At 42.5% G+C, this 26999-nt stretch carries 24 protein-coding genes and 1 tRNA gene; 10 read left to right on the top strand and 15 right to left on the bottom strand.

What is annotated here, in order from left to right; all coding sequences use genetic code 11:
• Positions 1–26: 26 nt before the first annotated feature.
• From H8B06_RS11405 to H8B06_RS11385, 5 genes are all read right to left on the bottom strand, one after another.
• A complete protein-coding gene (locus tag H8B06_RS11405; RefSeq protein ID WP_190994399.1) occupies positions 27–1166 on the bottom strand; it encodes a TlpA disulfide reductase family protein in 1140 nt (379 codons plus the stop codon).
• Positions 1167–1215: 49 nt separating this feature from the next.
• Complete coding sequence (locus H8B06_RS11400) at positions 1216–2004, bottom strand: TPM domain-containing protein (RefSeq protein ID WP_190994486.1); 789 nt, start codon at positions 2002–2004, stop codon at positions 1216–1218.
• Between the two features lie 38 nt (positions 2005–2042).
• A complete protein-coding gene (locus tag H8B06_RS11395; RefSeq protein WP_190994398.1) occupies positions 2043–2477 on the bottom strand; it encodes a TPM domain-containing protein in 435 nt (144 codons plus the stop codon).
• Positions 2478–2485: 8 nt separating this feature from the next.
• Positions 2486–3064, bottom strand: coding sequence for a LemA family protein (locus tag H8B06_RS11390; RefSeq protein WP_130142086.1), 579 nt, complete (start codon positions 3062–3064; stop codon positions 2486–2488).
• Between the two features lie 256 nt (positions 3065–3320).
• Entirely contained in the window at positions 3321–4880 is a 1560-nt protein-coding gene (locus H8B06_RS11385; RefSeq protein WP_190994397.1) for an NAD(P)/FAD-dependent oxidoreductase, read from the bottom strand.
• A 119-nt stretch (positions 4881–4999) separates the two neighbouring features.
• Between H8B06_RS11385 and H8B06_RS11380 the strand changes: the two genes are divergently transcribed.
• Positions 5000–5072 (top strand) — tRNA-Gly (locus H8B06_RS11380).
• 162 nt (positions 5073–5234) lie between these two features.
• Here H8B06_RS11380 and sufD read toward each other — a convergent pair.
• From sufD to sufB, 3 genes are read right to left on the bottom strand one after another with little or no spacing between them, the layout of a single operon-like run.
• Positions 5235–6542, bottom strand: a complete 1308-nt coding sequence (sufD, locus tag H8B06_RS11375; RefSeq protein ID WP_223857626.1) for a Fe-S cluster assembly protein SufD — start codon at positions 6540–6542, stop codon at positions 5235–5237.
• A 48-nt stretch (positions 6543–6590) separates the two neighbouring features.
• On the bottom strand, positions 6591–7349 hold the full coding sequence (gene sufC / locus H8B06_RS11370) for a Fe-S cluster assembly ATPase SufC (protein ID WP_190994395.1): 759 nt from the start codon (positions 7347–7349) through the stop codon (positions 6591–6593).
• 28 nt (positions 7350–7377) lie between these two features.
• Positions 7378–8829, bottom strand: a complete 1452-nt coding sequence (gene sufB, locus H8B06_RS11365; protein WP_130142090.1) for a Fe-S cluster assembly protein SufB — start codon at positions 8827–8829, stop codon at positions 7378–7380.
• A 330-nt stretch (positions 8830–9159) separates the two neighbouring features.
• On the opposite strand from sufB, the gene H8B06_RS11360 reads away from it, so the two are divergent.
• Positions 9160–9630, top strand: coding sequence for an Lrp/AsnC family transcriptional regulator (locus H8B06_RS11360; RefSeq protein ID WP_130142091.1), 471 nt, complete (start codon positions 9160–9162; stop codon positions 9628–9630).
• A 16-nt stretch (positions 9631–9646) separates the two neighbouring features.
• Positions 9647–10723, top strand: a complete 1077-nt coding sequence (locus H8B06_RS11355) for a DUF6695 family protein (RefSeq protein ID WP_190994394.1) — start codon at positions 9647–9649, stop codon at positions 10721–10723.
• Here H8B06_RS11355 and ung read toward each other — a convergent pair.
• Complete coding sequence (ung, locus tag H8B06_RS11350; RefSeq protein WP_190994393.1) at positions 10720–11391, bottom strand: uracil-DNA glycosylase; 672 nt, start codon at positions 11389–11391, stop codon at positions 10720–10722. The two genes, H8B06_RS11355 and ung, sit on opposite strands and share 4 nt — an antisense overlap.
• 106 nt (positions 11392–11497) lie before the next feature.
• On the opposite strand from ung, the gene H8B06_RS11345 reads away from it, so the two are divergent.
• Positions 11498–12037, top strand: coding sequence for a DUF2892 domain-containing protein (locus H8B06_RS11345; protein WP_130142094.1), 540 nt, complete (start codon positions 11498–11500; stop codon positions 12035–12037).
• Positions 12038–12051: 14 nt separating this feature from the next.
• On the opposite strand, the gene H8B06_RS11340 is transcribed toward H8B06_RS11345, so the two are convergent.
• Positions 12052–12516: a hypothetical protein gene (locus H8B06_RS11340; RefSeq protein WP_190994392.1), complete on the bottom strand. Its 465-nt coding sequence runs from the start codon at positions 12514–12516 to the stop codon at positions 12052–12054.
• Positions 12513–12986, bottom strand: coding sequence for a DUF4293 domain-containing protein (locus H8B06_RS11335; RefSeq protein ID WP_190994391.1), 474 nt, complete (start codon positions 12984–12986; stop codon positions 12513–12515). Before H8B06_RS11335 ends, H8B06_RS11340 begins: the two co-directional genes overlap by 4 nt.
• Before the next feature lie 424 nt (positions 12987–13410).
• Between H8B06_RS11335 and truA the strand changes: the two genes are divergently transcribed.
• Complete coding sequence (truA, locus tag H8B06_RS11330) at positions 13411–14178, top strand: tRNA pseudouridine(38-40) synthase TruA (protein WP_190994390.1); 768 nt, start codon at positions 13411–13413, stop codon at positions 14176–14178.
• Positions 14179–14228: 50 nt separating this feature from the next.
• Positions 14229–15941, top strand: coding sequence for an ABC transporter ATP-binding protein (locus H8B06_RS11325; protein WP_190994485.1), 1713 nt, complete (start codon positions 14229–14231; stop codon positions 15939–15941).
• Here the strand turns inward: H8B06_RS11325 and H8B06_RS11320 are convergent, their stop codons facing one another.
• A complete protein-coding gene (locus H8B06_RS11320; protein WP_190994389.1) occupies positions 15942–16532 on the bottom strand; it encodes an outer membrane beta-barrel protein in 591 nt (196 codons plus the stop codon).
• 145 nt (positions 16533–16677) lie between these two features.
• Here H8B06_RS11320 and H8B06_RS11315 point away from each other — a divergent pair, with 145 nt between their 5' ends.
• Positions 16678–17394 carry a hypothetical protein gene (locus H8B06_RS11315; protein ID WP_190994388.1) on the top strand — a complete coding sequence of 239 codons (717 nt, stop codon included), beginning with the start codon at positions 16678–16680 and terminating at the stop codon, positions 17392–17394.
• Positions 17395–17445: 51 nt separating this feature from the next.
• Here H8B06_RS11315 and H8B06_RS11310 read toward each other — a convergent pair whose 3' ends face one another.
• The gene (locus tag H8B06_RS11310; RefSeq protein ID WP_190994387.1) at positions 17446–19563 is read right to left on the bottom strand and encodes a M3 family metallopeptidase; all 2118 of its coding nucleotides are present in this window, start codon (positions 19561–19563) and stop codon (positions 17446–17448) included.
• Between the two features lie 75 nt (positions 19564–19638).
• On the opposite strand from H8B06_RS11310, the gene uvrA reads away from it, so the two are divergent.
• From uvrA to H8B06_RS11295, 3 genes are all read left to right on the top strand, one after another.
• Positions 19639–22455 carry an excinuclease ABC subunit UvrA gene (gene uvrA / locus H8B06_RS11305; protein WP_190994386.1) on the top strand — a complete coding sequence of 939 codons (2817 nt, stop codon included), beginning with the start codon at positions 19639–19641 and terminating at the stop codon, positions 22453–22455.
• Positions 22456–22466: 11 nt separating this feature from the next.
• Positions 22467–24104, top strand: a complete 1638-nt coding sequence (gene pafA, locus H8B06_RS11300) for an alkaline phosphatase PafA (protein ID WP_190994385.1) — start codon at positions 22467–22469, stop codon at positions 24102–24104.
• 67 nt (positions 24105–24171) lie between these two features.
• Entirely contained in the window at positions 24172–24609 is a 438-nt protein-coding gene (locus tag H8B06_RS11295; RefSeq protein WP_190994384.1) for an RrF2 family transcriptional regulator, read from the top strand.
• A gap of 83 nt (positions 24610–24692) precedes the next feature.
• On the opposite strand, the gene H8B06_RS11290 is transcribed toward H8B06_RS11295, so the two are convergent.
• The gene (locus H8B06_RS11290) at positions 24693–25994 is read right to left on the bottom strand and encodes a UDP-N-acetylmuramoyl-tripeptide--D-alanyl-D-alanine ligase (RefSeq protein ID WP_190994383.1); all 1302 of its coding nucleotides are present in this window, start codon (positions 25992–25994) and stop codon (positions 24693–24695) included.
• Between the two features lie 67 nt (positions 25995–26061).
• Positions 26062–26943, bottom strand: coding sequence for an SMP-30/gluconolactonase/LRE family protein (locus tag H8B06_RS11285; protein ID WP_223857625.1), 882 nt, complete (start codon positions 26941–26943; stop codon positions 26062–26064).
• Between the last annotated feature and the right edge of the window lie 56 nt (positions 26944–26999).

Raw genomic sequence — 26999 nt, 5'->3', positions numbered from 1 at the left:
CTATGTTTATATTTATTTTTCGAAAGCTAATTTAATATCTCCTGTAGCTTTTGCTCCAACGCAGGCCCTCTTAGATTCGAAGCCACAATTTTTCCTTCTGGATCAATTAAATAGTTCTGCGGAATACTCCTGACAGCATACAGCTCCACAACAGGTGAATTGAAATATTGTAGATCGGATACATTCGCCCATTGCCCAAGGTTATCCTCGTTTATGGCCCTTAACCAATCCGCTTTCCTTCCGGGACGATCAAGCGATACGCCCAAAACCGTAAAATCTTTATCTTTAAATTTGTCAAAAGCGGCAACCACCGTTGGGTTTTCATACCGGCAGGGACCACACCAACTCGCCCAGAAGTCAACCAATACATATTTACCACGTAACGAAGAAAGAGAAAGTTTATTACCAACGGTATCGGGCAATGTAAAATCGGGCGCAACTGCTCCAACAGCAAACTTTTCCATGCTCGCTATCTTTTTCTCCAGTCGCTTTCCTAAATCAGTTGCCTTTAAACTGTTTGACATGCGTTCATATTCCGGCTTTACCAAACTGATTAAATTTTCTGTAGACGCGATTTCATCCAAAATCGACAACGATATATAGTTATTGGGATGAGCTTTTACAAATTCTTCATCAAGAGTATGTTGCTTTTTATAAAGCATTTCCGCTTTTGTATCCAATTCTTGGAGAAAAGCCTCATCTCGCTTTTGTTCATCTGGCGCAGCATCGTATTCAGCTTCTAAAGCTGTAAAATTCGCATATATTTCCTCTGCCAGCTTTCTATATTTGGTGTAAACGTTATTAATGGTATTTCCTTTTCCTCTGGCGGTTAAAAAATCCTTACCCTCAAATTTGACAACGCCTTGGGCTAAAAAAACGGAATTCTCCGTTGGCTTCTCTTTACTTTTCTGCAATGCGGCCATAGTTTCGCCATTGCTGGCTAAAATTAATCCCGCAGGAGTAGGTTGCGATACCGATCCATGATACGTGAATTTATTCTTTTTAACAACAGCGGAGTCTAAAACCGTTTGTCCCTTATCTCGGTATTGAATAAAAACTTTTGCTCCTTCGGGGAGCCCCTTCACTTTCCCCTTTAATGTAAAATCTTCCTGCGCAAACACCATTAGGGGGAGCACGCCTAAAAGCATCAATAATCCTTTTCTCATACTATGATAACGTGCATAGACAACAATTTGTTACAACATATAAGAATTGTTACCAACGTCCACTCGCGCCGCCACCACCAAAGCCGCCGCCGCCAAACCCGCCGAAACCTCCTCCTCCACCGAAGCCACCACTACCTCCGAAACCGCCACTGCCGCCGCCTCCACTTCTTCCCATACCACTAAGGAGTGTCCACCAGAAAATATCAGAAGCTCCTCTACCGGTCATCACGCGTCCACCACGTCCGCCCTTACCGCCACCGCCTTTCGAAAACAAGCTGATGATCACGATCGCTATAATGACAATCAAGATAACAGGAACACCTCCTCCACCTTCTCTTCGCTCTCGAGGATCTGCTTTGTATTCGCCTTTTGTATAGGCAATAATGGCATTTGTCGCCGCATCAAGTCCTTGATAATAGTTCTGCTGACTAAAATTAGGCCGTATTTCATTCTGGATAATCCGATGTGCTATAATATCCGGCAATACGCCTTCCATACCGTAACCTGTTTGAATAGTGACTGTCCGGTCGTCCAGGGCAGCTAACAAAAGAACACCGTTGTTGTATTTCTTTCCCCCGACGCCCCATTTTTGCCCTAACCGAACGGCGTAGTCTGCGACGTCATAGCCATCTGTTGTTCGTATCAATACTACCGCAATCTGCGTTGATGTAGAGTCCTCGAATGCGAGTAGTTTTCTTTCTAATGCCTGAACTTCCGTTCCAGTCAATGTTCCCGTATAATCGGTAACCAAATGGTTCGGTGCTTCCGGCAAATTTTGTGCATAAAGCGAAAAAATCGAACTCCATAACACAAACAACATCACTCCAATCCATTTCATGGTCGGTTTAATCAACATATATACTCGCATTGGTTTTTTTAATTTGTTCCAAAATGAATATCATTTGGAAGTTCATTTACATCATCAACACCACGCGGAAAATATTTCTGCAACTGTTCTCCTACATCGTGTATCCCCTCAATTAGTCCTTGCACTATATCATTGCGGCGAAAAAAGGAAACCATCAGTTCTTTGGTTTCGTCCCAAAAATTAGCTTCTACATTGGTATCTAGACCTCGGTCGCCTATAATGGCAAATTCATGGTCATCGATGGCCATATAAATAAGGACACCATTACGGAGACCTGTTTTATGCATTTCCAGCTCCTCGAAATAGGAAACAGCCGCATCCATTGCAGAAGCTGCTCTTAATCGTTTATCGATTACCAACCGAATCTCTCCCGAAGTTTTGGCTTCCGCCACACTAATAGCATGAACAATGCGGTCTTGTTCTTCCAGTGAAAATATGTCCATATCAAACACTAAAATTCTACCGTAGGTGCCTTATCGGACCCTTCGGCGGCTTGAAACGTTCCTTTCGGTTTAAAGCCGAAAATGCCGGCCATAATATTATTTGGAAAGCTCCGTACCGTGGTATTATAATCTTGAACAGCTTCATTGTAGGAACGGCGTTCTACAGAAATACGGTTTTCCGTTCCCTCTAACTGTACTTGCAATTCTTGAAAATTCGAATTCGCTTTCAAATCCGGATAAGCTTCCACACTCACTAACAATCTTCCGATGGACTGCGACAGGGCGTCCTGCGTTTGTTGGTAGTTGGCAATAGCTTCTTCCGATAGATTAGAAGGGTCAACTGTTACGGATGTAGCTTTGGCCCGTGCTTCCACAACCGCGGTCAATGTGCCTTCTTCGTGTTCAGCAGCACCTTTTACCGTTGCGACCAAATTAGGAATCAAGTCTGCACGACGTTGATAGGCATTTTCTACCTGTGCCCATTTCCCTTTTACATTCTCATCTTTGGAGACCATGGTGTTATATCCACAAGAGCTGAATGACAGCGCCGTAAACAAACCTACGATTGCAATAACTAATCTTTTCATCTGTAAAATATTATTCAAATTTTTATAAAAATACTATTTATTGTCCTTTTTTTAGAAAAAAGGACGGAAAAAATCGCCACTTCAGATATTTGAGTGGAAGGGATAGTGCTATGGGTAGTTTGTACATATCTCAAATACCTGGATGTGGCCTTTAGAGGCTAAGGAGGGGTAGTGCAATCTTTCAAGTGTGAATATTTGACATCGCTCAAATTTTACGGACTCCTTTATTATGGCTTCATGCCGTATCATTGCCTACCTATCTCATATTGTATACATTTCTTGAGATGGCGTCCACACAATTTATACCGTCAATGGCTGCGGAAACGATCCCTCCGGCGTAGCCTGCGCCTTCTCCGCAAGGATAAAGTCCCGAAATTTCCGGATGTTGCAGCGTTTCCTTGTTCCGTGGAATTCGGACGGGAGAAGATGTACGGGATTCAACACCCACCAATATAGCTTCATTCGTATAATACCCCTTCATCTTTTTGCCGAAAAGCGGGAGTGCGCCCCGCAGGGCTTCATGTACGAAGCTTGGCAATACTTCGTTGAGGTCGACGCTTTTTGTTCCGGGTTTATAGGAATTTTCGGGGAGCGTGGCGGATACTTTCTGCTGGACAAAATCTACCATCCGTTGTGCTGGTGCTACCAAGCTGCCCCCGCCTAAACGAAAAGCCTGCTGTTCGATATCCTGCTGAAAGCGCAATAAAGCAAAAGGATCGGATAGCGCGCTCGGCACATCCTCCATATTGATCTGGATCACTGTGCCGGAATTGGCATGTGGATTATTCCGTTTTGAGGGAGACCAGCCGTTCACCACAATTTCGTCTGGCTCCGTAGAGCAGGGGGCAATAACCCCACCCGGACACATACAAAAGGAAAAAACACCCCGCTGATTGACCTGTTCTACCAAGCTATAATAAGCTGGCGGAAGGTTTTGCGGCCGCGTCGAACAATGGTATTGTACCTGATCGATAATCTGCTGCGGGTGTTCGATGCGAACGCCCAGTGCAAACGGTTTGGCTTCGATCAGCCAGCCTTTCTGCCGGAAAAGATGAAAGATATCACGAGCGGAGTGCCCGGTCGCAACAATGACATGATCTGCTTTTATCGTTTCTCCGGTCGATGTCCGCACCGCCTTTACCTGCCCGAAATCGACCAAGATATCATCAACACGGCAATCGAACCTGATCTCACCACCAAATTCCAAAATGGTATTCCGCATGTCTTCGATGATGTGGGGAAGTTTGTTCGTGCCAATATGCGGACGAGCATCTACCAGAATATCTTCCGGCGCACCATGTTGTACAAAAATACGCAGCACCTTATCCACGTCGCCGCGCTTATCGGACCGGGTATAGAGTTTACCGTCTGAATAAGTGCCTGCTCCACCTTCACCAAAGCAGTAGTTGGACTCGGGGTTTACAAAGCCTTCCCGGTTTATTTTAGCAAGATCGCGCCGTCTTTCCTTTACGGGCTTCCCGCGTTCGATCACGATAGGCTTCAGTCCGCGTTCCAGGCAACGGTATGCGGCAAATAAACCTGCCGGACCTGCGCCAATAATGATGACTCGTGTGGCATCATGTACCCGCTTAATGGAAGGCAAATGAATGTCGGGAATAGGTGGTCCGTCGATATAAAAAACGACCCGAAGACGATATACCACTTTGCGCCCTCGAGCGTCGATAGAGCGTTTGCGGACATGATGCCCCTGTATGCGGGAACGTTCCACGTTCAGCTGTTTACAACCGAGTACGATCAGATGTTCGGTGTCCTGGATATTTTCCGGTGCTACCGCAATTTCTATTTCTTTCTGCATAGCTGTTGGCTGGGTTTTTATCCCAAAATCAATACAAAGGTAATTTCTTTTTTCGACGAAAAAAGAAACAAAGGCTATTGACAGATATATTCCGAATCGCTATCTTTGTACCACCATCAGCGAAAGTAGCTCAGTTGGTAGAGCACAACCTTGCCAAGGTTGGGGTCGCGAGTTCGAATCTCGTCTTTCGCTCACAAGAGGAGCCTCTGAAAATATTCGGAGGCTCCTTTTTTGTAAATCAGGATGAGCCCCTGTCATCATATTTCCTACTGATTTTATAGAGAAGGATAAACATCAAAAAAAAGCGTCAGAATCGATTCTGACGCCTTTATCACTAATAATATATATGAAAAACTACTTATTCTTTTCTAATCCCTTTTCTACGAGATGTTCTATATATTGACGAACCTTCTCATTAGAGAAACGGGAGGTAACATCAAAGGCAAATGCGTGTACCAATAATACCCGAGCAGCTTCCTCACCGATACCGCGAGCACGTAAATAAAACAAAGCATCGTCATCAAACTGCCCCATGGTACAACCATGTGAACATTTCACGTCATCTGCAAAAATTTCTAATTGGGGTTTGGTATATACAGCTGACTTATCGCCGATAAGCATATTGTTGTTTTGTTGAAAGGCATTTGTTTTTTGGGCATCTTCACGTACAAAAATCTTACCATTGAATACCGCGGTGGATTCGTCCTGCGGGATATTCTTATACCATTCATAAGATTCGCAATGTGGTTTCATATGATCCACAATGGTATGGTTGTCGACCAACTGTTTATCTGCCGTTAAATTAATACCATATAAATGTGATTCCACCTGCTCAGCGTCCAAACGGACATTGATGTTGTGCCGTACAAAAGATGCACCGGGCAAATTACAGTTATAGTTGTTATACAGACTATATTGTTCTTGATAAACCTCCGTATGCATGATATAATGGCTCGTTGCATCAGCCACTTGTAGATAGTAATGCTGCACTTTCGCATGCTCTTCTACGACAATCTCTGTCACTTTGTTATGTACATTGTGAGCTGTACCATCCATCGTAACAAAAGATTCTATAATTTCCACCTCTGCATGGGCTTCTACCACGATTAGGTTACGTGTCTGCGCAAAAAAAGCTTCCTCGCCCATTGCTACATGCACGATGTGAATAGGTTTGGAAATCACTTTGCCTTTCGCAACCGACAAATACACGCCCGCTGTATTGAGCGCCGTGTTTAATTGCACCATCACGTTATCCGATTTATCGGCATGCTGTGCGTAGTGTTTTTCAAAGTTAGCTTCTGTATGCGCTTCGTTAATGGATTTCACCACTAAACCAATCTCATCTTCAAGAGAAGAGAACGCCAAAACATACTGCCCGTTAATCAATACTATTCGATGGGCATCCAAACCGGGAATATTCGCTTTATCGACATTCGCAGTGTCCGGATCTATCGAAGGGTTCAACGCATAGGTTGCATTGATTAGAGGGTGTATATTGGTATATTTCCATTCTTCGTTCTTAACAGTTGGAAAACCCTCTTGTTGAAACCGTTCAAAAGCCTCCTGACGCAAGGTTGTCAAATGTGACGGTTCTTGCATATCGAGCTCTTGAAAACTCGAAACCAACTGTTGATATAATGAATCTGCAACTATTGTACTCATGTTCTTTTTTATCAATCCGCTATCTACTTTATCCATGGATAAATTTCGTTATGCGGTTTGCGTGTCGTATTCTTTTAGCCAATCGTAACCTTTTTCCTCCAACTCCAGCGCCAACTCTTTGGGACCGGTTTTCACAATGCGTCCGTTATACAATACGTGAACAAAGTCTGGTATGATATAATCTAACAAACGTTGGTAGTGTGTAATGACTACAAATGCATTGTTTTCAGAACGCAACTGGTTTACCCCATTGGCTACAATACGCAACGCATCAATATCAAGACCTGAATCGGTCTCATCTAAGATCGCTAACTTCGGATTTAACATCGCAAGTTGGAATATCTCGTTACGCTTCTTTTCACCTCCCGAAAACCCTTCGTTCAAGGAACGGTTAGCGAGGTTTGCGGAAAAATCGACCAGCTTCTGCTTTTCTTTCACCAATTGTAAAAACTCTTTTGCCTCCATTGGTGGCAAGCCTTTATACTCCCGTATATCGTTTACAGCGGTCTTCAAGAAATTAATATTGGATACCCCCGGAATTTCTACCGGATATTGAAACGCTAAGAAAAGACCTTCACGAGCCCGATCTTCCGGTGATAAATCTAATAAATCAACGCCCTCCAACAATGCAGAGCCCTCCGTAACCTCATAAGCGTCACGACCAGCCAGCACATTTCCTAACGTACTTTTTCCGGCGCCGTTCGGCCCCATAATAGCGTGAATTTCGCCTGCTTTGACTTCTAAATCTAATCCTTTTAATATTTGTTTACCGTCTACAGACGCGTGTAAATTCTTAACTGATAACATTTTCTTTAATTTGGAAATTTAAATATGACTACCCTACCGATCCTTCCAAGGAAATCGCCAATAACTTTTGCGCTTCTACCGCAAACTCCATCGGCAGTTGATTTAATACCTCTTTGGCGTAGCCGTTAACAATCAAACCAACAGCCTTCTCTGGGTCAATCCCTCTTTGGTTTAGATAGAAAACCTGATCTTCACCAATCTTCGATGTTGTTGCCTCATGTTCCAACATCGCTGTACGGTTTCTACTTTCTATATAAGGGAACGTGTGCGCTCCGCAACGATCTCCAATCAACAGCGAGTCACATTGGGTAAAGTTTCTCGCTTTGTCGGCATTTGGACCTATTTTCACCAACCCTCTATAGCTGTTGTGGCTCAAACCGGCAGAAATACCTTTTGACACAATCTTAGAACGTGTGTTTTTACCAAGATGGACCATTTTTGTTCCGGTATCAGCGATCTGTTTATTACGTGTCATTGCGACAGAATAAAATTCACCTACAGAATTATCACCTTTCAAGATAACACCTGGATATTTCCACGTAATGGCAGAACCTGTTTCCACTTGTGTCCACGAAATCTTTGCATTGTCTCCTTTGCAAATACCACGCTTCGTCACAAAATTATAGATACCGCCCTTGCCATCCTTATCCCCCGGATACCAGTTCTGCACAGTCGAATATTTAATTTCCGCATCCCGCTCAGCAATCAGTTCGACCACGGCTGCATGCAGTTGATTTTCATCACGCATTGGAGCTGTACAACCTTCCAGATAGGAAACATACGATCCTTCTTCTGCCACGATTAATGTACGCTCAAACTGTCCGGTGTTCTCCGCATTTATCCGGAAATACGTAGAAAGTTCCATCGGACACCTTACGCCTTTCGGAATATACACAAAGGAACCATCTGAAAATACAGCAGAATTTAAAGCCGCATAGATATTATCGGTTTGTGGCACGACCGTACCCAGATATTTCTTTACCAAATCTGGATGCTCTTGAACGGCTTCACCAAAAGAACAGAAAATAACGCCCTGCTCTTTCAACTTCTCCCGAAACGTCGTCTTGACAGAAACGGAATCAAACACCGCATCAACAGCCACCACGCCAGCTAAAACTTTCTGCTCGTCCAACGGGATTCCCAATTTTTCGAATGTCGAAAGCAACTCTGGATCTACCTCATCCAAACTTTCCAACTGTTTTTTTGGCTTTGGCGCGGCATAATAGGAAATATCCTGAAAATCCACATCCGGACTTTCAAAGTTTTGCCACGTAGGCATCTTCATCGTCAGAAAATGACGCAATGCTTTCAGCCGCCATTCTAACAACCATTCAGGTTCATTTTTCTTTGCGGAAATGAAACGAACAGTATCTTCACTTAGCCCCTTAGCGGCTATTTCCATTTCAATATCCGTCGTGAACCCGTATTTATATTCTTCGAGCTCCAGCTCTTTTAGTAATTCATCGTCTTTGGTACTCATTTCTCTACCCCTTTTTTAATTCGGCGATTCCTACCTTATTTTGGACTACAAAGATACGATTAAAAGACGACATACCCTAAGTTAACGACCTCGTTAGCCTACTTTTTAGCAAAAAAAATGACAAACGTCATTTATACGCCCCTAAATGCATCTCGTTAAAGTATTTTTGACATTACCATGATTCGAAATAATATTTAACAATGTCGAAAGCAAAAGAAAATAAATTTTATCTATAACAAATATGACGCTGGCAACTTTTTTGCTCGCCAAATAATATTTTGTACATTTACATTTTATAAAATATAATATTCACGTTAGCCGACTATAGAAATGCCATATCAACCAGATAAGACTGACTTAAAAATCCTGAAGCTTTTACAGGAAAATGGAAGGATAACCAACTTACAACTAGCTTCCAACATTGGACTTTCTCCTGCGCCAACATTGGAACGTGTCCGCAAATTGGAAAACTCGGGATTTATCAAAAGCTACCATGCGTTTGTAGATGAAGAAAAACTGGGACTGGGCATTAAGTCATTCATACAAATATCGCTAGACTTTCACACGCATAATGCTATCCCAGAATTTGTGGAAGCTGTCAAAACCATCCCAGAAGTAACGGAATGTCACCACGTTACCGGGAATTGTGACTTTATGCTAAAGGTATACGTAAAAGACATCAAAGCATATGAAGCCGTCATTATGGAGAAAATTGCGAAAATACCATTCGTCAAGACCTTTCAGACCATGATGATCATGTCGACGAGCAAAAAAGAGCCTATCATCCCTTTAGAATATTAAACTAAAAAGGAATTTCATGCAATCAAGTATAACGTATAATGATCTAGCCCTTATTTTAACATGGCCTGATGCCACCATCCGGGGAGACGAAAAGTGGATGATGTTTTTTAAGAAAATCGGCATTGTAAAAAACTTGAATTTCAAAGTGGGTCATACGGGCATCGTTATCATTAAGCGAGAAACCGGTGAGATGCTCTTCTATGATTTCGGGCGCTACATCACGCCTCGGGGATACGGCCGCGCGCGCTCCAAATTTTCAGACCCGCGTTTAGAGATAAAACTCAAAGCCAAATTTGAAAACAACAATATTGCCAACCTGGAAGAACTTGTAGAACAGTTCGAGGCATTGAAACCCGCCATGTATGGAGACGGTGTTCTTTATTTTTCTATCGCCCGTCATATTAACTTTGAGCTTGCGAAAGCATATGGCGATGATTGTGTTCATCAGGGAACTTTTCCTTACGGTGCTGTAGCTCGCAATAACAACAATTGTTCACGCTTTATTGCCCGCATGCTCATTCGCTCGTCCAAACAGTATACCTGGCGACATAGCATTAATTTTCCGGAAACGATCAAGGCCAGCCCCATCAGCAATGTGGTAAATGCTGTCCCAAACCGTATGATTTATTCGTTCTCGCCCGAGCAAGGGTTAAAGCACTTTAGAATGAACCGTTGGCAATCTTTCGGCTTTTTGTTAAAGAAGCTGAGAGACAATGTAACACAGAAGAAAGCAAACCTTTTACCTAACGACCTGATTATCGGCTATATGAAGTTCACTTCCAAGCCTATTACGGTGCCAAGGGATGCCCAATATCTAGGTGGTGTAGGTGATGGGGCTTGGTTCAGTCTACAGCCTGCTCCAGAAGACCAGGTCATTATCAAGCGGTTCACCACAAAAGGAGAATTGGAATATGTCATTCTCGGTGAAGCAATGGAATCTTTCGATTTATCACAACCTTTTGAAATTACGTATGACAGCCATCTCCTCTTTACACATATAAAACAGCATGGAAGAAAAATACGCATCCACCATCTACAGCGTCTGGCGAATCAGGAATATCAATTTAGCGTGCTAAAAGAACGCTTCGCTTAAATCTGCCAATCAATACGCTTTCTGCCTTTAGCTTCTAAATAAGCATTGGCTTGGGAAAAATGCTTACAGCCGAAAAATCCGCGATGTGCGGACAGGGGTGACGGATGAACAGCTTTTAGTATCAGGTGCTTTTGTGCATCAATCAGCATAGCTTTCTTTTGCGCATAGCTCCCCCACAATATAAAAACGACATTTTCCAGCTTTTGAGACACCAGATGAATAATCTGATCAGTAAACTCTTCCCAGCCTCTTTTTTGATGGGAGGCTGCTTGGTGCGCTCGTACAGTAAGCGTCGCATTTAACAATAACACACCCTGCTTAGCCCATTTCGTTAAATTACCGGAAGTCGGGTACTGAAACCCCGAAATATCAGACACCAACTCCGTATAGATATTCCGCAAGGACGGGGGAAGCGCTATCCCTTCCGGAACGGAGAATGACAATCCATGGGCCTGTCCATCATTGTGGTAAGGGTCTTGTCCCAATATGACGACCTTAATATCTTCAAAAGGCGTTAGTCTAAAAGCGTTTAAAACGAGATTTTCGGGCGGAAAGACTAAGCCCTGTTTCCGTTCATGTTGCACAAAAGCGGAAAGACTACGCATATAGTCTTGTCGAAACAAAGGCTTTAAAATAGGTTCCCAACTGGGGTCATAACGTTCTGCCATAACACAAACCTAAATAAATTTTACAATTTTATCACGCAAACAAGTTGGATAAACTCCAAAATAACCGGATATTTGCCTTTAGTTTAAATTACGCAGATAAAAATATATGTCAAATATAGTTCGTATAATTCTTAGTAGCTTACTTTTGGTGGGAACGGTAGCACTATTTTGGTTCGGCCATTGGGGATGGGGTATCTTAGGAATTCTTATTACCATTCTGGCCTGGGTTACGGTATTTTTCAACGAAAATATGCTCATTGCACAGTGGTTTCTTAGAAAAGAGAACATGGCTAAAGCGGAACAGTGGCTAGGAAACATCAAGAATTATGAAAACCAACTAATCAGTGCGCAACATGGATATTATCACATGCTGTTAGGTATCTTGGAATCACAACGCGCACCTTTACAATCCGAAAAATATTTCAAGAAAGCCTTGTCACTGGGCCTACACATGAGTCATAACATTGCTTTGGCAAAATTAAGCTTAGCTGGCGTGGCCATGGCAAAACGCAATAAACGCGAAGCCGAAAAACTTCTGGCGGAGGCTAAGAAGGCAGACAAAAATAAATTACTTGCCGATCAGATTAAAATGATGAAAAATCAAATGGGATTGATGGATAAGCAACAATTTAGGTATTCCAGATAAGAAACGGAGGTTGACTATAAGTCAACCTCTTGTGTTATAAACCGCCCTTCTTCCGTACTGTCTTCAAATACTAATAATACTTTCGACGCTTTCTTTCCTTTCCAGTCTCCTACTTGCATCGTTAAAGGTACAGGCATATCCTCTTCCAATAAATAATGTAAATAATTTTGCCGGTCTGCCAATTGCACCAACACCCGCCCCATCTTCATGTGGGTAAGCAGGTGTTTATGGCCCTCGCTATCCAAAACCTGCGTAGCAAACGCATTCAGTTTAAATTCCCGCGGATCCATTTGGTAAGAAATGAGAAACAGCTCAATGGAAAGTGTGTCACCATTAGCTATAGTACTCACTGATTTCACATCTACTTGGATGTCATCTTTTATATTTTTTAAGCTGTCTTCGTCCTGTTCTTGTGCAAGAAGCTCGCCCGAAAGGAAAATACCTAACGTTAAAAACAAGAAATATACCCAGTTTCTCATCGCAAACGGTCTGCTGATTTTATCAATTTTTCGTCTTTACGGATACCACCGATAGCCATTCCTAAGAAAATGATGGCTACGGGCAAAAGGAAAAAACCTACGCCAATATTACCGGCCTGCAGCTTTTGGCTGATAACATCTAAGGTCGCGTGTGCGGCACTCCACATCCATATACCTAATAGTACAATGAGTACAATTTCAACTATAATAAAAAGAACCTGTCGCTTTCTGTTTTTATATTGAAAAACAATTAATAAGGGTACGATCGTTACGATTCCGGCATAAATTGCTAAGGCAATAGAGGCCGACTCCCGCACAGATTCGTTATTATTCGAAGAATATATCCCGGTAACATAAATCTGCTTGCCAAGCCCTACCAAGTCAATAAAGCTCACATAAGGAAAAACAAAAAGCCCTAATAAAATAACAGCGGCTGCCAACAGCCATAGTGTTTGAATACGTTGGATCATAACTATACTTTATTCTTGTTTAACAAAGATAGTTTTTTATGTTCTTCTACCCCTTTTTTCTTGATAAAAAAGGGGACAAAAAATCAAGACTGAGCATGTTTTCGCTATCTTTACTTGCCTATTCCTAAACAGAATGAAACTCCCTTCGGTCAAACAGCATTCTGTTTTTAACGGAATAGCCGGCATAAAGATGGCCGCGAAAAAACGCAAGGTCGTTCTATCCCGCATAACCGCGGAGCTTTATTGACCGCTTTTATCTACGCATTGTACTATCCCTTAATTAACATAAAAGGTCACATCCAAATGTTTTACAACTGTACAAACTTATTTCTGCACTATCCTATATGTAAAACATTTGAAGTGACGATTTTTTTGGTTCTTTTTTGAGGAAAAAAAGAACAAAGAAAACCATTACCTTTGTCAAGTGGAAGATACATTACAACGTTTTTTTCTGGAAATAGCGTACGACGGAACGGCTTATCATGGCTGGCAGATACAGCATAATGCTGTCTCCGTACAGCAAAAACTGAATGAAGCACTCCATAAGATTTTGCGTTATCCAATTGAAACTATAGGTGCTGGCAGGACAGATACGGGTGTACACGCGAAACAACTGTTCATCCATCTGGATATACCCAAAGCGAGTATACCCGATGAAAGTCGCTTTTTGCATTCATTAAATGCACTGCTTCCTCCCGACATCGCGGTATATCGTATTTTTCCCGTAGACCAAGACGCGCATGCCCGGTTCGATGCTACGGAAAGAGCTTATGAATATCATGTCCACTTTCGGAAAAACCCATTTCTTCGACACAAATCTTGGCAGCTACGAGAAATCCCTGATGTATTGATTATGAATAACGCCGCGATGTTTCTGATAGGTACGCAGGATTTCGGGTGTTTTTCAAAAAGCCACACACAAGTGTACACAAATATCTGCACGGTAACACAAGCATATTGGCAAGAAACGGATGAGGGACTCGTATTTCATATTACTGCGAACCGATTTCTTCGGAACATGGTTCGGGCAATCGTGGGAACCTTGCTGGATATCGGGTTGAAGAATAAAGCACCGGAATCCATGCTAGACATCATCGGCAGCAAAGACCGGGCAAAGGCCGGCACTTCGGTACCGGCACACGGTTTGTATTTAACAAAAGTTGTTTATCCTTATATTGACACAGCATTTTGAGCGAACAAAAAATAACTGGAAAAACTTACGACACGAAACTCCTGCAGCGAATGGCTCGCTACATGGATCCTTACAAAGGAATATTCTGGGCTTCCGTCATATTAACCATTTTGTTGGCTGCGGTCGCCCCGGCGCTCCCTATGCTAGTGGAGTACACCTTGGATAAATATATTTTGAAAGCCGATGCATCGGGACTTACCTGGATGCTCATGGCCATGATAGCGCTGCTTATCATACAAACGATAATTCGCTATTATCACACCTTGGCAACGAACGTATTAGGTCAAAATGTCATTCGTGATATCCGCATACAAGTATTTAACCATATTATCAATCTACGATTAAAATATTTTGATAATACCGCTATCGGGAAATTGATTACCCGTACCATCTCTGATTTGGAGACTATATCCAATATTTTCTCCCAGGGACTCATCCAAATTATTGGAGATCTACTACAGCTTGTTGTCATCTTCGGGGTTATGTTTTATACAGACTGGCAATTGACCCTTATCGTGCTCATTCCTATGCCACTCTTAATATGGGCGACCTATATTTTTAAAGAAGCCATGAAATCGGCTTTTGTGGATGTCCGTACCTGGGTATCCAACCTCAATACATTCTTGCAGGAGCATATTAGTGGAATGGCTATTATCCAGTATTTCGCACGGGAAAAACAGGAAATGGAGAAGTTTAAAACCGCCAATAGCAAACATCGGGATGCACACATTCGGGCAAATTGGTATTTTTCTATCTTTTTTCCTGTTTTGGAAATTATCCTGGCTATTGCAATCGGTCTTTTGGTATGGTACGGATCGAAGCAGATTCTCGCCAATGCGATCTCTCCGGGAGTGGTGGTCGCATTTCTGATGTACATCAACATGATTTTCCGACCTATTCGAGAACTGATAGATAAATTTAATACCCTACAAATGGGGATGGTTTCTGCGGAGCGGGTATTTGACGTATTGGATACGAAAGAATTTACACCGGATAATGGTGTTTTCTCGCCAGACAGCATGGAGGGTGAAATCGAGTTTGATAACGTATGGTTTGCTTATAATGAAGGAAACTGGGTGTTGAAAAATGTTAGTTTCCATATCCATCCGGGCGAAACGTTGGCATTAGTCGGAGCCACAGGTGCCGGAAAGTCATCTACTATTAATATCCTCAGCCGTTTTTATGAGATACAGCAAGGCCGTATTTTAATAGATGGCAAAGATATACGGCAATACAAACTCGATTCGCTGCGTCACCACATCGCTACTGTTTTACAGGATGTTTTCTTATTCTCCGATACCATTTTCAACAACATCACCCTTTATAACCCCCATATTACCGAGGAAGAAGTTATCGAAGCGGCCAAAAGAGTTGGAGCATATGATTTTATCATGCGTTTGCCGGGAGGGTTTGACTATCAGGTTCAAGAACGGGGAGCCACCCTCTCTTCTGGACAGGCGCAGCTAATTTCCTTTATCCGGGCATTGGTGCACGACCCTGCTATATTGATACTGGATGAAGCGACATCGTCTATAGATACAGAAACCGAGTTACTTATTCAGACCGCTATCGAAAATATGATGGTCGGCAGAACGGCTATCGTTATTGCACATCGCCTATCCACGATTCAAAAAGCGGATAAAATCATCGTATTCGATAAAGGAGAAATCAAGGAAGTTGGCACACATCGAGAGTTGCTTACTATCGAGGATGGCTATTACAAAAAACTGTACGATTTACAATTTAATTCTTTAGGTATATAATCAGCGGATATTCCATTTTACGCCGACTTGATATTGCTGAATCGCAGTGGTCCAACTACGGTGCACCTCCGTCGACCGTTCAAATCCACGATAGCGAAAATAGAATTTACCCAGTTCCAACCCGACTGTATATCCCAGTCGGATTCCACTTTTAAAAGCCTGGTCACTGTTATTCAGACGGTACCTGTCTGCATTGAGAAGCGAGTTGAACTCTACTCCTCCCAACAGCGCAAACCCAGATGTAACATCTAACCTAAACAACACAGGTAGATCAAAAAAATGAAGAGCTTTGTTTCCTTTATCAATACCTTTAGTTTCATGGACGGTTTCTGAATTTGCCCGTATACGGGTTAGATTAAACGTCGGTTCTGCTTGAATGGCCATATTCGGACGGAAATGATAACTTACTGCCATCCCAACTTGAAAACCTAGACGTTTCGATGAACGAAAAGAAAGCGCATCCGCGTCTGATAAATTTCCACCTACTTTAACACCAACCCCAACTTGTGAAAAACCCTCACTTAAAGAGGTCAAAAATAGCAATGTAAGAACTAAAAGACGAAATGTCTTGGCTTTATCACTTTTCAGCATACACAAATGTATACAAAGATAGCACACCAAAAATCTGACTATTGTAAAAGTTTAGTCAACAAATCAAATCTGACTTATTAAACGTGAAAGTCAACTATATATTTGCACCATTACATTTTATTATCTTTTTTAAAACAACACACACATGGAAAGTTCAAAAATTCGCGCGCTTATAGGTCAAGGAATACGTTTTTTTATCTACGTTGCAGCAGCTTTCCTGCTTGCTGAACTTATACGATTTGACGCCCAAATTGGTTCGATAGAAACAAAGTTCTCGGAAGATTCCTATACAGAGTATATGCAAAGCTTTTTTTTACTTACATCAAGTATCCTACTTTTTATCATCTATAAACGATCCCGACCGAGGTCCTATCTTGCCCTTTTACTTTTTGCTTTTACCAGCGTATCCCTGATTCGCGAACAGGATGTTTATTTTGAAAATTTAATTGGTCAAACAGCTTGGTTTTTCCCCGTTCTGATCATTCTGATAGCAGCCTTATACCTCGTGGTTCGAAATTGGCAGCGTTTTGTTGCGCAACTTAACCGTTATCGGTACACTTTTTCAGCTGGTCTGCTTACGTCCGGTATCATCACGACTTATGTATTTTCCCGATTGTTTGGTCGTAGAATATTCTGGCAGACTGTAATGGAAGACAGCTATTTCAGGGGAGTGAAAAATGCTGCAGAAGAATGTCTGGAACTCTACGGTTATCTATTCATTTTAATTGCCGCTATCGAGTTTTTTATCGTGGAGCGTAAGTTATGGAAGAACAATATAGCTACTCCGCATACATCCGTGAAAAACAACATTATACCCTACACACAGGAGCACAATAATCACAAAGAGCCGCAACCATATTAGGTGCGGCTCTATGAGAAACTTTTTTATAGAAATTGACGAATATATCCGTCGTTAATTCAATCCACGCTTTTTCATCAAGTGAACCGGATCAGGGTCTTTACCTCTAAATTGTTTGTACATTTCTGCAGGATTACCCGTACCGCCTTTTTCCAAGATATTCTTCCGGAAAGAAGTAGCTGTAGCCTGATCAAAAAGACCGTTCTCCTTGAAGGCTGCGAAAGCATCGGAATCCAATACTTCTGCCCAGATATACGCATAGTAACCTGCCGAATATCCTCCCGAGAAAATATGCTGGAAATACGTACTTCTGTAGCGCGGAATAATCGCATCAATTAATCCAATTTTTTGCATACCGGCTGCTTCAAATGCATTTATATCGCCTTCTATAGGTTTTGTCGTAGCATGATAATCCAAATCTAACAAAGATGCCGCCACATACTCTACGGTTGCGAATCCTTGATCAAATGTTCCGGCCTGTTCCATTTTTTCAATCAATGTATCTGGAATAGCTTCGCCTGTTTGATAATGTTTTGCATAGGTCTTCAGTACCTCGGGGTCAGCCGCCCAGTTTTCCATCACCTGTGATGGCAATTCCACGAAATCGCGTGACACAGACGTACCCGCTAAACTGCGGTATTTTACATCCGATAACAGCCCGTGCAAAGCATGTCCAAATTCATGGAATAGTGTCGTCGCTTCATCAAACGTCAACAGTGCAGGCGCATCGCCGACGGGTTTTGTAAAGTTGCACACAATAGAAATAACCGGAGCTACACGCACGCCATCTTTTGTATGCTGTGAACGATAGGACGTCATCCATGCCCCTCCTCTTTTCGATTCTCTTGGGAAGAAATCTGCGTAAAGCAAGCCCAAATGTTCGCCATCGCTGTCTTTTACTTCATATACCTCTACTTCCTCATGGTAAGTAGGCACGTTACTTAATGCCACAAAACTTAATCCGTACAATTTATTGGCGGTATCAAAAGCACCTTGTCGTACTGCCGCTAAACTGAAATAAGGCTTAATTTCTTCTTCATTCAGCGCATATTTCGCTTTACGGATTTTTTCTTGGTAATATCTCCAATCATGTGGCGCTACCTGAAAATCTCCTCCCGCGGCTTCAATTTCCTTTTGAATGTCGGCTGCTTCAGCTTTTGCTTTTTCTAATGCAGGCGTCCATATTCTATTTAATAACGCATATACATTTGTCGGATTTTCCGCCATGGCTTCTTCCAACACATAGGCAGCGTGCGAACTATAACCCAATAATTTCGCTTTCTCTAAACGAAGATTTGCCGTTTTAAGCAGGATTTCTTTATTGTCATTATCGTTACCGTTGTTTCCACGCATTTGGTAGGCATTCCAAATTTCTTGACGTAACTCCCGGTTATCGGCATACTGTAAGAAAGGCATTACGGAAGGATTCTGAAGTGTAAAAATCCATTTTCCTTCTTGTCCTTTTGCTTTAGCCGCATCCGCAGCAGCTTGTTTTAAAGCAGCAGGAAGTCCAGCGAGATCTTCTTCCTTATCCACGAGCAATTCGTAAGCATTGGTCTCGGCCAACAAGTTTTGTCCGAAGTCGTTCGTTAACACCGATAACTCCGCATTTATTTTCTTTAGCTTCTCCTTATCGCTTTCCGAAAGATTAGCACCGGCACGGACAAACCCTTTATAGGTTTCTTCCAATAACTTGGTATCTTCTGCATCTAGCTGTAAAGAGTCACGTTTGTCATATACTGTTTTTACACGTGCAAACAGCTTTTCATTCAAGGAAATTTCATCGCCATGCGCAGATAGTACAGGGGCCATATCTTTGGCTATTGCCTGAATTGAATCATTGGTATGTGCGGAATTAAGATTAAAAAATACACGTGAAATATTTCCCAATGTGCTTCCTGCATTTTCCAACGCTACGATCGTATTCTCGAAAGTAGGGCTTTCTGTATCGTTTACAATAACATCAATTTCTTGATTGTGTTGTTCTAATGCTGCTTTAAATGCCGGCCGAAAGTGTTCATCCTTAATTTTGTCGAATGGTGGCACTTGGAACGGGGTATCATAAGTCGAGAGCAGGGGATTGTTTGTGTCTTGGGTGTTGTCTGCCTCCCGGCAACCCACGACCACCGTAGCAACGACTATACAAAATGGTAAAAATTTTAATTTATTCATTCGTTGTTGTTTAGTTTTTTGGCAAAGATAAGGATTACAAATTAGAGTCAGACAAAATCCTTACCTTTGTGGGTTATGTCAAAAAAATCGGAACAAAACGCAAAGTCGTTTATCCAAATTAAGGGTGCGCGGGTCAACAATCTGAAAAACATCGATGTTGACATCCCTAAAAATAAGCTCGTTGTCATTACAGGAACGTCGGGTTCAGGGAAATCTTCCCTTGCTTTTGACACCCTTTATGCGGAAGGTCAGCGACGCTACGTGGAAAGTCTATCTTCTTATGCCAGACAGTTTATGGGACGGATGAATAAACCTGAAGTAGACTATATTAAAGGGATCGCTCCGGCAATTGCCATCGAACAAAAAGTAATCACGTCCAATCCGCGCTCTACTGTAGGTACGTCCACGGAGATATACGATTATCTTAAACTCCTTTATGCCCGGATTGGCAAGACCTTTTCTCCAATTTCGGGTAAGCAGGTTACGAAAGACACCACATCGTCTATTATTGATGAATTGATGTCCTATCCGGAAGATACGACTATCACTATTTTCGCGGAACTTATTCCTATTAATAAACGAAAGCTAAAAGAAGAATTATCCTTATTGCTTCAAAAAGGATTCGTACGGGTTCTGTTTGAAGAAAAGATACAGAAGATAGAAAGTATTATCGAAGATACGCGTATACCAAATAAAGATTTCAAAGCAGGAGAAGTCCAGATTGTGGTAGACCGTATACGGCTAGATAAACAAGACGAGACGAACAGTCGTATGGCTGATTCCCTACAGACCGCTTTTTTTGAAGGAAAAGGCGAATGTTACGTCGATATCGATGGTGATAGAAAGCATTATTCCGACAAATTCGAACTAGACGGCATCCTATTCGAAGAGCCAACTCCAAACTTCTTTAGCTTTAACAACCCATATGGTGCCTGCAAACGCTGCGAGGGGTATGGTAAGGTCATCGGAATAGACGCCGATTTGGTTATTCCCGACAAAAGCCGCTCGACGTATGATGGAGCTATTGCTCCCTGGCGGGGAGAGAAAATGGGCGAATGGCTAAACCGTCTGGTACGCAGCGCGCTTAAGTTTGATTTCCCCATACATCGTGCCTATGGTGATCTTACACCTGAACAACAGGAACTATTATGGACAGGGAACAAATATTTCGGCGGATTGAACCAATTTTTTGAAGAGCTGGAACAACAAACCTACAAAATACAATACCGCGTCATGTTATCCCGTTATCGTGGAAAAACCGATTGTCCTGATTGTAAGGGATCGCGTTTACGCAAAGATGCTACGTATGTCAAAATCGCTGGCAAATCGATTACGGATATTGTTTTATTGCCATTGGAAGAAGCTCTCCAATTCTTTAAAGAACTTAAATTAACGGAGCATGAACAACTAATCGCAAAGCGTTTGCTTGCCGAGATTGTCAACAGGCTCCAGTTTTTGTGTGATGTTGGATTAAGCTACCTCACCTTAAACCGGTTGAGCAACACACTTTCGGGTGGAGAATCGCAACGCATCAATTTAGCAACATCGTTAGGGAGTTCGCTCGTGGGCTCTATCTATGTATTAGACGAACCAAGTATCGGTTTGCACCCGCGCGATACCCAGCGACTAATCGGTGTATTGAAATCGTTACGCGATGTCGGTAATACAGTGATTGTTGTGGAACACGAACAAGAAATGATGGAAGCCGCCGATTATCTTATTGACATCGGTCCGGAAGCCGGAATAAATGGCGGTCAACTCGTTTTCGCCGGCACCTATTCAGAAATTATTCGAGATAAAGACAGCTTAACAGGGCAATATCTAAACAGTCAACTGACCATTCCTACGCCTAAAACGCGACGTAAATGGCGTGATTCCCTTATCGTAAAAGGGGCTCGGGAAAACAATTTAAAAGGAATTAACGTAACCTTTCCGTTAAACGTATTTACCGTCGTAACCGGTGTATCGGGGTCGGGGAAAACCTCCCTTATCAAACGTATTCTATACCCCGCCTTACAAAAAGCCATCGGCAATTACAGCGGAGAGCAAACAGGTATATTCGATGCCCTTGAAGGCGATATAACAAGTATTGAACAAATCGAAATGATCGATCAGAACCCGATCGGCAGGTCCTCCCGTTCCAATCCAGTAACGTATGTAAAAGGTTGGGATGAAGTGAGGTCGGTTTATGCTAATTTGCCTGCGGCGAAGGCTTCCGGGTTAAAGCCGGCCGCTTTCTCATTTAATGTGGAAGGGGGTCGTTGCGATGTATGCCAGGGGGACGGTGAGGTCAAAATCGAAATGCAATTCATGGCCGACATCGTACTTCCATGTGAGGCGTGTGGTGGTAAACGGTTCAAACAACATGTGTTAGATGTGGAATACAAAGGTAAATCGGTAGCTGACGTTTTAGACCTCAGTGTGGACGAAGCTATGGAGTTCTTCAGTGATCTGCCTAAAGTTATTGCGAAAATTAAACCTTTACAGGACGTGGGATTGGGTTACGTAAAACTTGGTCAGCCATCGAGTACTTTATCGGGAGGCGAAGCCCAACGTATCAAGCTTGCTTCTTTTTTAATCAAAGGGAACAACAGTAAGAAAACGCTTTTCATTTTCGACGAACCGACAACTGGATTGCATTTCCACGACATCCACAAACTGCTTAAAGCTTTTGATGCGTTGATTGCGCTAGGAAACAGCATCTTGGTCATTGAGCACAATATGGAAATGATAAAAACGGCCGATTGGGTTATCGACATCGGACCGGAAGGTGGAAATAAGGGGGGAGAGGTTGTTTTCGAAGGAACACCAGAGGATCTGGTGGAATGTAACGAATCTTATACTGGGAAGTATTTAAAAAATCATTTACCTTTATCTACTCTTTCTAAGTAAACTAAACTAATATGTGGAAATTTTTCTTTACCGGTTTACTGACCGTAACTATAATGTTGCAAGGACATGCCCAACCTGCACGTCCAAAGTTGGTGGTGGGATTGATGGTAGACCAAATGCGATGGGATTACCTCTATCGATTTGCGGACAGATATGGTGATGATGGTTTCAAACGTCTGCTAAATGAAGGATTTTCATGTGAAAACACGCTACTTAATTATATTCCCACATTTACAGCTATAGGGCATAGTTCTGTTTACACAGGATCGGTTCCTTCTATTCATGGTATCGCTGGAAATGATTGGATCATCCAAGCAACGGGCCAGCCCATGTACTGTACACAGGATGACAACGTACAAGGCATAGGCACGACGGAAAAAGCCGGACAGCAGTCGCCGCGCAACCTACTAGCCTCCACCATGACTGACCAACTGAAGCTTGGCACCAACTTTCAATCGAAAGTGATCGGTATATCGCTAAAAGACCGCGGTGCTATTCTGCCGGCGGGTCATTTTGCGGACGCCGCATACTGGTTTGAAGGAAAATCGGGAAATTGGATTTCCAGTTCGTTCTACATGAAAAATCTGCCCGACTGGGTAGCGTCTTTCAATAAGCAGCATCTGGCGGATAAATATTTAAAAGAAGATTGGAATACACTTTACCCTATAGATACGTATATCAATAGTATTTCCGATGACAATCCGTATGAAGGCAAATGGGCAGGCGAAGAAACACCTACCTTCCCTCGTAAAACTTCGGAATTGATGAAAGATGCCGGCTACGAGATGATTAAATCTGTTCCTAAAGGAAATACGCTCACCCTAGATTTCGCAAAAAAAGCACTCGAACACGAGCAACTGGGCAATAATCCGTCTGGCAATACCGATTTTTTGTGTGTGAGCTTATCGGCAACAGATTATGTTGGCCATCGCTATTCCCTTTCGGCTGTTGAGATTGAAGACACCTACCTCCGACTCGATAAGGATATCGCCGATTTTTTAGCCTATCTTGATAAGCATGTAGGCAAAGGTAATTATACTTTTTTCCTCTCTGCGGATCACGCCGCTTCCTACAACCCAATGTATTACACAGATGAAAAAGGAAATGCAGGTTATTTATTCACCCGTCAGATTCAACGTAATCTAAATAGCGAACTTCAAGATAAATTTGGTAGTGATAAAATTGTTAGAAGCTTATTAAACTATCAGGTCCATCTCAACTATTCGCTCCTAGATTCTCTTCAGCTGGATATAAATAAGGTTAAGGAGACTATTATCCAAACGCTTCAAAAGGAAGAGGGCATTACGTATGTTATTGACATGGAGGGGAATCAAAATATGTTTATACCTGCTCCACTCCGCGAGAAAATTATCAACGGTTACAACCGCAGACATAGTGGTGCTATACAGATTATCGCCGATCCACAATGGTATTCGGGCACACCGCGTAGTCCGGGAACCACCCACGGCGTGTGGTCGCCGTACGACTCCCATATACCATTGATATTTATGGGATGGGGAGTACAACATGGTGTAAGCAACAAGGAAGTACATGTTGTAGACATCGCTCCAACGATCGCTTCGCTTTTGCATATTATGGAGCCGAATGGTAACATTGGAAAGCCAATCATAGAGGTATTAGGGCAATAAGTCAAGAGCATATTATTTTTTCCGTATCTTTGTGGTTATTATTGATTGATCCATAAAAAGGGAACGTATGCTTTCTAAGAAAACAAAATACGCCATTAAGGCGCTTATGGTGCTAGGACGTAACTACGGAAAAGAACCTATGCAGATTGTAAGGATTGCAGAAGAGGAACGTATTCCGAAAAAATTCTTAGAGCAGATTCTTCTAGAAATGCGCAATGCGGGTATATTGTATTCCAAAAAGGGAGCCGGTGGAGGCTACAGCTTAAACAAAGCACCCGAAGACATCTACCTTTCCCAGGTTATGCGATTAATCGATGGACCGATCGCATTATTACCCTGTGTGAGTCTTAATTTTTATCGCTCTTGTGAGGAATGTGTCGAAGAGCACGCTTGCGGCATTCGAGACACTTTTGCCGAGGTACGAAACGCAATGCTGCAGATCCTAAATGATACCAGTATAGCACAGCTTATCAATAAAGAGAAGCACCTGTCTCTGGATGTGTAGACCTCAGACATATATTATTCCCAATGTTCGCTGTTATAAACAATCCAAAATAATAGCTCTTGCTGGAGTTATGGCGATGAGTTCTATAACGCCTCCATCAGCTTTTCAAATGCCATTCCACGAGAAGCTTTCAGAAGAACCGTACTATCCACAACAGGACGTTCACGGAGAGCTTCTTTCGCATCATCCGTCGTTTTGTAAAACTCTGCTTTTGGATTTCTCTGGGCATAGAATGCCTCACCCACAAAAATTGTCCGCTTCGCCTCCACGGCTAGCGCCCGATCCACGACCCGTCGATGCTCTATCCACGCATCCTCTCCCAATTCGAACATATCGCCCAGTATAATTACCTTATAAACGGCTTCTATAACAGCTATATTTGCCAGAGCAGCCTCCATACTACTTACATTCGCATTATAATAATCGGCGATAACTGTATTATGTACTGTCTTTGTGATCTGCGAACGATTATTGGTAGGCGTATATCCCTCAACGCCGTGATTGATACGTATATCATCTATACCAAAAAAATGCCCTACCGCAATCGCAGCTAATATATTCTCTATATTATAAGTACCTGTCAGTTGGGTCTGTACGACATGAACATCTTTCGTATCGTCTGTTTTCCACGAGATACAAAGTAGAGGATTAGCATATTCCAATCTTCCTACGATATCATTTTCCGACGAAAAACCATAGCGAACAGTTTTTGAAATACCGCGTTGCATTTCCATTTCGCGCAGGTATTCATTATCTCCTTGAAGGAACAACACCCCATCCTGCATTTTGAGGAAATCATATAGCTCCCCTTTGGCTTTCTTCACCCCGTCAAACGAGCCAAAGCCTTCCAAATGCGCCTTTCCGACATTGGTGATAAGCCCGTGTGTCGGCAGGGCGATGTCACACAGAAATGCAATTTCTTGCTGATGATTTGCGCCCATTTCAATAACGGCCATTTCGATACTGTCATCGATGGAAAGCAACGTGAGCGGAACACCTATATGGTTATTGAGATTTCCTTTTGTAGCATACGTTTTAAAGCGTTGCGACAGCACAGCATATAACAACTCCTTGGTCGTCGTCTTTCCGTTTGTACCGGTAATTCCTATAATGGGGATATTTAGTTGGCGACGGTGATACCGGGCCAGATCCTGCAACGTACTCAGCACATCTGCTACCAGAATATAGCGTTCGTCAACAGCATATTTCGCTTCGTCGACAACCGCCCATTTAGCACCGCTTTCCAATGCTTGCGCTGCAAATTCATTGGCATTGAAGCGCTCTCCTTTTAAGGCGAAAAATATACTGTTAGGTATTATATTTCGGGTATCCGTAGATACCGTCCCGCTTTCTCGATAGCGTTGATATAATTGTTCTGTCGTCATACTGTTCATCGTCGACAAAGATAGTTATCCTTCAAAAAAAGAAGAGGAGTTTCCTCCTCTCTTTTATTTATTTTTCCAACTTAAATGCTTTGACGCTATTGCTATTGAATGTGGGAATGTATATCGTATTGCTTTCGGGATGTATACCCAAATCTGCTGTATTCATCTCCCCTTGTACATCCATCAACTTCTCGAAACTACCATCTGCTTTCACATAATATACCAAACCTCCCCAACAGGTCACCAGAAAATCCCCCTTATCACCTACGGGTTCCAGTCCATCGCCACCGAGCTCGAAGCCTTTTGTAATTACCGTACTATTCTTATCAGCATCGATTTTCCATAACTCGGGACCTATTAACGCGTAAAGGTTTCCGTCCACAACCTTCAAACCATTAGCATTCGGTGCGTCTTTTAAAAATACTGTAGGTTGGTTATCCTGCATCTGATAGATCGTACCGGTACGGGTGTCGGACACATAAACTATACCATCGTCGTCAACTGTAACATCATTCAAAAAAACCGCATCAGGAAATTCAATTTCATGAAGCACATCGCCTGTTTCCAGATCAATGACAGCGACGGCGGTAATATCGGCCACATATAACAAATTCTCATGAATGGCCATGCCTTTGGGTGCGTTCATGCCGGTTACCCAATTTTGATCCTTGACGCTTCCGTCTAGATTCAATATAGCAACTCCACCCTTTCCGTCTTTCGCAGTCCCATCACCATCAATCAACGACACATATAATACGTTGTTTCCCTCGTGATAGAGTACAGATTCCGGTGTCGGTAAATCTTTCGTTTCCCACAGTTCCGTCAATTGTAATTGATGCTCCTGTTGTTCCTGTTCGTCTTGTTGTCCCTGTTGTTGCCGTTGACCGCATGCGGTTGTCAATAATGTAGTTCCTACAGCCGTTACAGCAAAAAGAAGTAATCCTTTCATAATCATCTTTTGTTTAAATCCTGACAAGATAACAATTTTTTAGGAGTTTGGTTTAC

This window comes from Sphingobacterium micropteri, assembly GCF_014692515.1.
GTDB lineage: Bacteria > Bacteroidota > Bacteroidia > Sphingobacteriales > Sphingobacteriaceae > Sphingobacterium > Sphingobacterium micropteri.
The sequence above is the reverse complement of the archived record's forward strand: the minus strand, read 5'-3'. Positions and strand labels throughout refer to the sequence as shown.